The organism is Paraburkholderia sp. GAS33, from assembly GCF_050436645.1.
GTDB classification, from domain to species: Bacteria; Pseudomonadota; Gammaproteobacteria; order Burkholderiales; family Burkholderiaceae; genus Paraburkholderia; species Paraburkholderia phenazinium_B.
Genome location: NZ_JBNDMP010000018.1, coordinates 124,087 through 130,903, shown reverse-complemented (window position 1 = coordinate 130,903; position 6,817 = coordinate 124,087). Strand labels below are relative to the sequence as shown.

At 59.5% G+C, this 6,817-nt stretch carries 8 protein-coding genes; 2 read left to right on the top strand and 6 right to left on the bottom strand.

Annotation, left to right across the window (positions count from 1 at the left end):
• Positions 1 to 137 precede the first annotated feature (137 nt).
• Complete coding sequence (locus P3T24_RS35565) at positions 138 to 563, bottom strand: organic hydroperoxide resistance protein (protein WP_429289211.1); 426 nt, start codon at positions 561 to 563, stop codon at positions 138 to 140.
• A gap of 827 nt (positions 564 to 1,390) precedes the next feature.
• On the opposite strand from P3T24_RS35565, the gene P3T24_RS35560 reads away from it, so the two are divergent.
• Positions 1,391 to 1,579 (top strand): hypothetical protein, encoded by a 189-nt coding sequence (locus P3T24_RS35560; RefSeq protein ID WP_429405658.1) that lies wholly within the window; start codon positions 1,391 to 1,393, stop codon positions 1,577 to 1,579.
• Between the two features lie 131 nt (positions 1,580 to 1,710).
• Here P3T24_RS35560 and P3T24_RS35555 read toward each other — a convergent pair whose 3' ends face one another.
• From P3T24_RS35555 to P3T24_RS35535, 5 genes are all read right to left on the bottom strand, one after another.
• A complete protein-coding gene (locus P3T24_RS35555) occupies positions 1,711 to 2,847 on the bottom strand; it encodes an amidase (protein ID WP_429441457.1) in 1,137 nt (378 codons plus the stop codon).
• Positions 2,844 to 3,377, bottom strand: coding sequence for a nuclear transport factor 2 family protein (locus P3T24_RS35550; protein ID WP_429441455.1), 534 nt, complete (start codon positions 3,375 to 3,377; stop codon positions 2,844 to 2,846). Before P3T24_RS35550 ends, P3T24_RS35555 begins: the two co-directional genes overlap by 4 nt.
• Positions 3,378 to 3,486: 109 nt before the next feature.
• Positions 3,487 to 3,873, bottom strand: coding sequence for a tautomerase family protein (locus P3T24_RS35545; RefSeq protein WP_429441453.1), 387 nt, complete (start codon positions 3,871 to 3,873; stop codon positions 3,487 to 3,489).
• Between the two features lie 63 nt (positions 3,874 to 3,936).
• Positions 3,937 to 4,437, bottom strand: a complete 501-nt coding sequence (locus tag P3T24_RS35540; protein WP_429405653.1) for an aromatic-ring-hydroxylating dioxygenase subunit beta — start codon at positions 4,435 to 4,437, stop codon at positions 3,937 to 3,939.
• Positions 4,434 to 5,717: an aromatic ring-hydroxylating oxygenase subunit alpha gene (locus P3T24_RS35535; RefSeq protein WP_429441452.1), complete on the bottom strand. Its 1,284-nt coding sequence runs from the start codon at positions 5,715 to 5,717 to the stop codon at positions 4,434 to 4,436. Before P3T24_RS35535 ends, P3T24_RS35540 begins: the two co-directional genes overlap by 4 nt.
• Positions 5,718 to 5,886: 169 nt before the next feature.
• On the opposite strand from P3T24_RS35535, the gene P3T24_RS35530 reads away from it, so the two are divergent.
• Positions 5,887 to 6,807, top strand: a complete 921-nt coding sequence (locus P3T24_RS35530) for a LysR family transcriptional regulator (RefSeq protein ID WP_074266518.1) — start codon at positions 5,887 to 5,889, stop codon at positions 6,805 to 6,807.
• Positions 6,808 to 6,817: the final 10 nt, after the last annotated feature.

Sequence of the window (6,817 nt, the reverse complement as noted above, 5' to 3'; positions counted from 1 at the left end):
GCTTTCCACGATTTGCCTAGGCTTGAAACTAGTCACAAGACTCCCTCTTATTTTAAGGGGTGTCTCGTGTCCTGAGAATCAAGGGGCTACTCCACACCGATCAGCGTGACCTGCAACGGATCGAACCGCTTGACGGCTTAGACGAGTGTCAGTGTCACGTCGATGTTGTTGCGTGTAGCGTTCGAATAGGGGCACACAATATGCGCGCGGTTGATCAGATCCTGGGCCGCTTCGCGCGACATGCCCGGCAACGAGATCTTCAATTCGACTTCGATGCCGAAGCCATTAGGAATGGGCCCGATACCCACGTTTCCGTTGACCGACACATTTGCCGGGACCGCGATTTTGTCGCGCTGACCAACGAACTGCATTGCACCGATAAAGCACGCGCTGTAACCAGCAGCAAAAAGCTCTTCGGGGTTGGTACCTTTCTCGCCATTGCCACCCAACGCTTTCGGTCTCGTCAGCTTCAGGTCCAATCCGCCTTCCGGCGCGACGGCGCGGCCTTCGCGGCCTCCCGTCACATCGGCATGAGCACGGTAGATAACGTTTTCAATCGACATCGTCAGCTCCTCGTTAATACATCGGATGAAGGGTGCGCCTCGCGGCACTCTGATGATAGTTCAGTGCGCCGTATTCTGGCTTTAGCCTGTTGATGGCTTTTTTTTGATCGCGTACGCTACTTCCAGGCGGCGCGAAGGCTGAACTAGCAGGAAGCGGCAATCAAAAAAACTCGGGGCAGGGAAGTGCAGCGATGAAGATGTCTCACAGATTAGAAAGCTCTGGTACGGCGGGACCGGTGTGGGGGCTTATCTTTGGCTTGCTCATGACGGCGATCGGAATGAGCCTCTGGTTTCATGCAACGCTGTCGATCGACAGCGGACGGCATGATGAATCGTTGGCCGTAGCGGCCACGCTTATTGGCCTTTTTTTGGCTGTATACGCAGGGCGCGAACTTCGCCGCAAACGTCGGTAGGTTGGGCTCCTGTGAGGAAGGGGAGTGACGAGGGACAGTCGCCTGTTCAATTACACATCACCCGATAGACACGCATTCAGTCCAGAACCGCCCGCACCTCGCGGAGAATCTCTTCCGAGAGTTCAGGGTCATCAACCGCGCGAGCCAGAATGATGGCATCCGACGATGCTCGAAAGCGTATGGATCGCATCGCGACGAGCATTTTTCTTTTTTGCCTTTGCAAGTGGCTCGGTTAAGCCTTTGAGCGTACCCTCCACATGCCGCGTGAATGCAGCTTGAGCCGCAGGCTCGCGCGCAATCTCGCTCCCTAATGCTGCGATCAGGCATCCGTCTCCCCTCTCGTCGCGGTGTTGCTCAGTGAGATATCTGTCGACGTATTGAGTCGTTGGCTTACCAGACGCCGCACTTTCCTTCATGAAGTCGAGCAATCTGGCCGATGCATCTTCAATGCTCTCCGAAATCAGATTGCATTTCAAGGCGATCAAGGTCGATCAGCAGGAACAGCTATTGGTGGGCGTCGACAACAGCGCGGCTGAAATCGTTGGTCAGCCACTGACGACGCCAGAACAGTTCATCGCACAGCATCGTCATCTTCTGGCGTAAGGGGCTATACGCCGACAGTCTAGGGTGACCGCCACGTCGTAAAGAGCTGGACGAGCGCGACCGAATCCGGAGGATTCTCGCTTTTGCGGAAGAGAATCTTCCCGGATCGCGAATAATGGGCGCCGGGATAATCACGTCGCAAGCGCGGCCTCAAAGCACGCTGCGACAGCACATACCCGTTCGTCGGCACCCTTGCGCCCGATAATCTGCAAGCCTGCTTTCAGCGACGAGTTGGCAACAGGTATTGGCATACTGAGCGCTGGATGACCACTCAGATTGAACGGGCGAATCAGCGACGACATGGCGATAACCGACATACCGTTGCGCGCAGCTTCAACTGTGATGGGCAGAGTAGGCAAGGTAGGCATGACAAGCACGTCCACGTCGGCGAGAGCGTGGTCGACTGCTTCAGTGAACCGGCGCCGCACTTGCTCCGCCGCCTCTAACTGCGCGGCCGTCGTCGCGGCCGCGAGGCGCAAACGCGCTTCGAGATCGGCACCGAGTCGACCGGCCCCTGCCAGGTGTCCGAAAGCGCGCGAGGTCTCCGCATTGATCACTGCGAGTCCCGCATCGAACGCGTCTTGAAGAAGGCGAAGCTGGATAGACCGCGTATTGCCTCCCGCTCGATCGACCGCGTTCTGCACAGCCTTGAGTACGTCGGCGTCGGCCTCGACTGACACGCATGCGATTTTGATCCCCGTACACCGCTCGCTTGCGGCACCGATACCGAATGTTGGGTCGATCCCCGCCATCGCGGCGATGAGCGTTCGCATGTCGCGGGCAAACGGACCAACGCAGTCGAGCGACGATTCGGCGGGTGCGACGCCGACACGCGACACGCGCCCGAACGTGGGCTTGAGGCCAATCACTCCGCAACACGCTGCGGGTCCGCGGATGGAGCCGCCGGTGTCAGTGCCGAGTGCCGCGTCCACGAGCTCGAGGCCGACCGCCGACGCCGAGCCGCTCGACGAACCCCCTGGAATGCGCGCTGGATCTTGCGGATTGCGCGGTGTGCCGGTGAAATCGTTGATACCTGTCATGCCGAACGCCAGTTCATGCATGTTCGCCTTGCCGACGATATGCCAACCCGCATCGAGCACGTTTTGCACCACGTCGGCATGGCGTGCCGCAGGTGGTGAGCCGGCGAGCGCCCGGCTTCCCGCGGTGGTCGGGTGGCCAGCAACGTCGATCGTGTCCTTGATCGCAATCGTCGGCGCGCTCGCGGCTTCGTTGGAACTTAAGGAAAACTGACTGATAAAGGCTGTCATGATGTCGTGTCGTTTCGAGGGTTGACGTGCCAGGGCGCGTCGAACAGACGCTCGGTGCGAAAATGCTGGATGAGCCACCGGTCGCTGTCAGGTGCGGGCGAGAAATCGACTTCGAGGCGCGCGGAGATCAGTTGTGCTGGAGCGTCGACGTAGCCGGACGCCTGAAGCATTACCCAGCGCCCCTTCGCCGACGAGCCCGCGACCTCGATTGTTTCCGCCGTCAGGAAGTGTACATTCGTGGTGAAGTGCGGGGTGGGCGGGAGATACCGCTGCAGCATCGTGACGATTTCTGCGCGTCCTTCCAGGCGACCGAATTTCTGCGCGTATTGGGAACCGATACCTTCCCAGATTGCGTCATTGGCGAACAGCGCCGCCAAAGATTCACCGCTGCTGGCGGCTGAAGGAACATCGCAAAGCGCCATATACCGCGAGATTGTCTTGCGCGCAGCGCGTTCGGCTTCGAGTGCCGAGATGCGCGCCTGGAGTGCCTCGAGCGTGCTCTGCCCTTGAGGGCTGTCATTCCGTGTCATGTCGCTTCACTCCTGCGCATTCATTGCGGACGGTACGGCCAATTCCCGACCAACATATGCTTTTATCCCGGTAGCGCCCCAGGTTGGGAGGCACAAGCCCCGTCACCTATCAGCGCCCGAGCGCCCGTGCCGTCTGACCGCCAATGCCGAAGTCAGTGTTGGGAATGTCCTTGATGATGACGCGCGTCGCCTCGATGGGGGCATCCAGTATCGCAGCGCCGGTGGCGGAGAGCGCAGAGATCAACGCCTGCTTTTGCGCGTCGGTGCGACCGGCAATCAGGATCGCGACAATGACCGGCAGGGATGGCGCCGCGCCGTTGGCTGCACTCTTGCCGCCAATACCGAAGTGCGCCGCCGGCAACTCGCTGAGCAGCACGCGCACCGATTCGGCGGGCGCGCCGATCGCACGGACAGTCGCTTGCGTCATTCCGTGAATCAACGCCGCTTTGCTGGCATCGCTGTGACCCGCGGCCAAATAGACTTCGAGTGTAGGCATGAGAGAGATACCGGTTGTATGCATCGTCCGCCGGCTCACGGTCGATGCATTTTCATGGAGCAATCAAAGCAGGAAGCCGATTGCGCTGAGCGCTTCAGTCGAATCGATCAAACGGATGACCTTTTCAACGAGGCGTGGTTCGCCACTCGCAAAGCTGACCGTGTGCGAGAGGTCTGCTGCAAAGATTGTCGTGACGCCGCGCTTGTAAGCGACGATCACCTGCGCCGATTTCACTTCGACCACTTCCGAGGTAGTGCTTTCAAACGTGAAGCGCGACACGGTGCGCACGGTTCGTGCGGCATCTGAGGCCGATGCGGAATAGCCCGACGTCATCCGTTGCACGCGCTTTTCGCGCATATCCTGATCGTCATAGGCGTAGTTCAACGAGGCTGCGTAGTCGGTCGTGCTGGGATCGATCGGCACTACGTAGAAACCTGAGGTATCCCATAGATCGAGCCATGCACGGTAGTCGCGGCGGTCGAGCATCTCGGCTTCGCGCCAGATGAACTCGACGGCTCGCGCGAAGGTTTGCTGCGAGAAAGGGGTGTTGCGCTCATCCATCATGCCTGCTCCATCATTGCACGCCACTGCCTGTACGCTTCGCGCATGCCCGTCTCGTCGGTGGCATGTGCGGTCTTTTCGCCGTTCGCCGCGGTGGCCTCGCGGTTGAGCCCGCGGTTTACCAGGATCGGCACATCGGGGCCGGCGTGCGAGCCGCGCTGAACGCGTTCCCACGCTTCCGCATCGTCCGGGCTGCCAAACCCGAAAGGACCCTGGAAGTGCTCATGAATACGCAGGCGAACGCGGTTCGCTTCATCGGGTCCACCGTCCATCGCGAGCGCGACGTGGCGGATTTCTGTTTCCTCTGCAGACAGCGGCCGCAGTACGCGGAAGAACGCCATGGACAACGCCAGATTCGGAAACAGATTCAGATTGAAGCCGACGCCCATCAGCGAGCGCACGATGCGCCGGACTTCATCGGGCGAGTGACGCTCGGCCAGCTTCGTGGCGAGATCGTTGAAGCGCTCGGGCAACGGCGCACCGTCGTCGTGGTCGAGATCGACCAGCTCCGGCACGAGCACCGCAAGGCTATGGCCATTGCCGAGCGAGCGGCAGAAGGCGTCGTCGCTTGTCATGAAGCTGGTGATCACAGCGGCTGTTTCGTCGTCGATCGATTTCATCCACGACTTGTGAACGACCGGGAAGTGATAGAGATCAGTGGTGTTTTCCAGCTGGATTTTCCAGTTGCCCTTGAATCTGAACTTATGCTCGCCGTTTGCCTTGATCGGATAGCCGGCGCCCTGCTTCATGAACAGGTCAATCCACGGCTTGGCGCTGCCGAGAAAGTCTTCCAGCGGCTCGATCTCTTCGTTGAAGCTCGCGAAGATTAGTCCTTGATAGATACCCACGCGCAGCGATTTCAGCGGCAGTTCGTTTTTCTCGCAGACGCCTTCGTAGCCGTCGCCATAGGGCAGAGCGCGCAACGTGCCGTCAAGCGCGTACGACCAGCTGTGATAGGGGCACGTAAAGCCTTTTGCGTTGCCCTTGTGTTCCTCGCAGACGGTGGCGCCGCGATGGCGGCAGCGGTTTTGCAACACGTTCACCGCGCCGCTCTTGTCGCGTACCACGATGACGGGCTGACGCCCAATCGTCGTGGTGCGGAAATCGCCGGGGTTCGGCAGCTCGCTTGCGTGCGCGACCCAGATCCACGTCTTGTAGAAAATGCGCTCGAGTTCCGCTTCGAAGAGCGCCGGGTCGTAGTACATGGACGGTGCAATGCGGCCGGGCTGTACGCGACGATGCAGGGCGTCGGTGTTGATGGTTTGATAGTGGGTGTCGCTCATCAGTGTCTCTGGGTTGTCACGGTAGAGTCGCTTGGAAGTTGTGTCGGGGCCGGGGGGGCGCAGTGTGCTGCGCGCTAGCGTTTTCACTAGTTTCGGCGTGTAGCCAATATCGGTCAAATCGATCTAAAATGAGTCGACGAATAAGTGACGCAAATAATAGGTTGCCCCCATGACTTCGCTTGACCATATCGATCTCAACCTTCTGCGGGTGTTTCAAGCCATCGTGGAAGAGCGCAGTTTGACCAAGGCGGGGGAACGTCTCGCGCTTTCGCAGCCGGCCGTGAGCTATGCGCTTGGCCGCCTGCGCACACTATTCGATGATCAGCTTTTCATCCGTACCCGCTCGGGCATGCAGCCCACGCCTATCGCGCTGGAACTCGCGACGATCGTGGGCCGTGCGCTCGACACCGTGCGCGAGGCGCTGCGCTACGCAGAGTCATTCGATCCGGCGGTGAGCACACGCACGTTTCGGCTATCGCTATCCGATGCTGGCGAAATGGCCTATCTGCCCGTCATCTGCAAGGCATTGCACGAACAGGCACCGCGTACCCGGCTCATCGTGCAGCCGATGCCCGTGGAGGAAATGGAAGATGCGCTGCGTTCAAGCAAGCTGGACTTTGCCATCGGCAATCTTCCCGAACTGATGGCGCGCACACGCCACCAGTTGCTGTTCGAAGAGGAATACGTATGTATGACGCGGCGACGCCGCGGCTTGCCGACGGGAAAGAAGCTCGATCTCGAGCATTTTCTTGGGGCGTCGCACATTCAGGTGCGTTCTCTCGAGCACAGTCACCACGCTTTGGACGACGCGCTGCGGGCGCAGGGCGTCGGTCGTAATATCGCACTCGAATTACCTCACTTCGTCGCGTTGCCGAACATCCTGATGGTGACGGATCTTTACGCGACGCTACCAAAGCGTCTCGCGCAAATCCTGAACAAAGCCAAGGCATTTCAGATCTACGATCTGCCGGTTCGCTTGCCGGCGGCCTCGGTGACAATGCATTGGCACGAGCACTTTCACGACGAGGACGGCATTGTGTGGATGAGAAACCTGCTGATCGAGTCGGTGCGCAAATTCGACCAGTTGTAAAGGAACGACG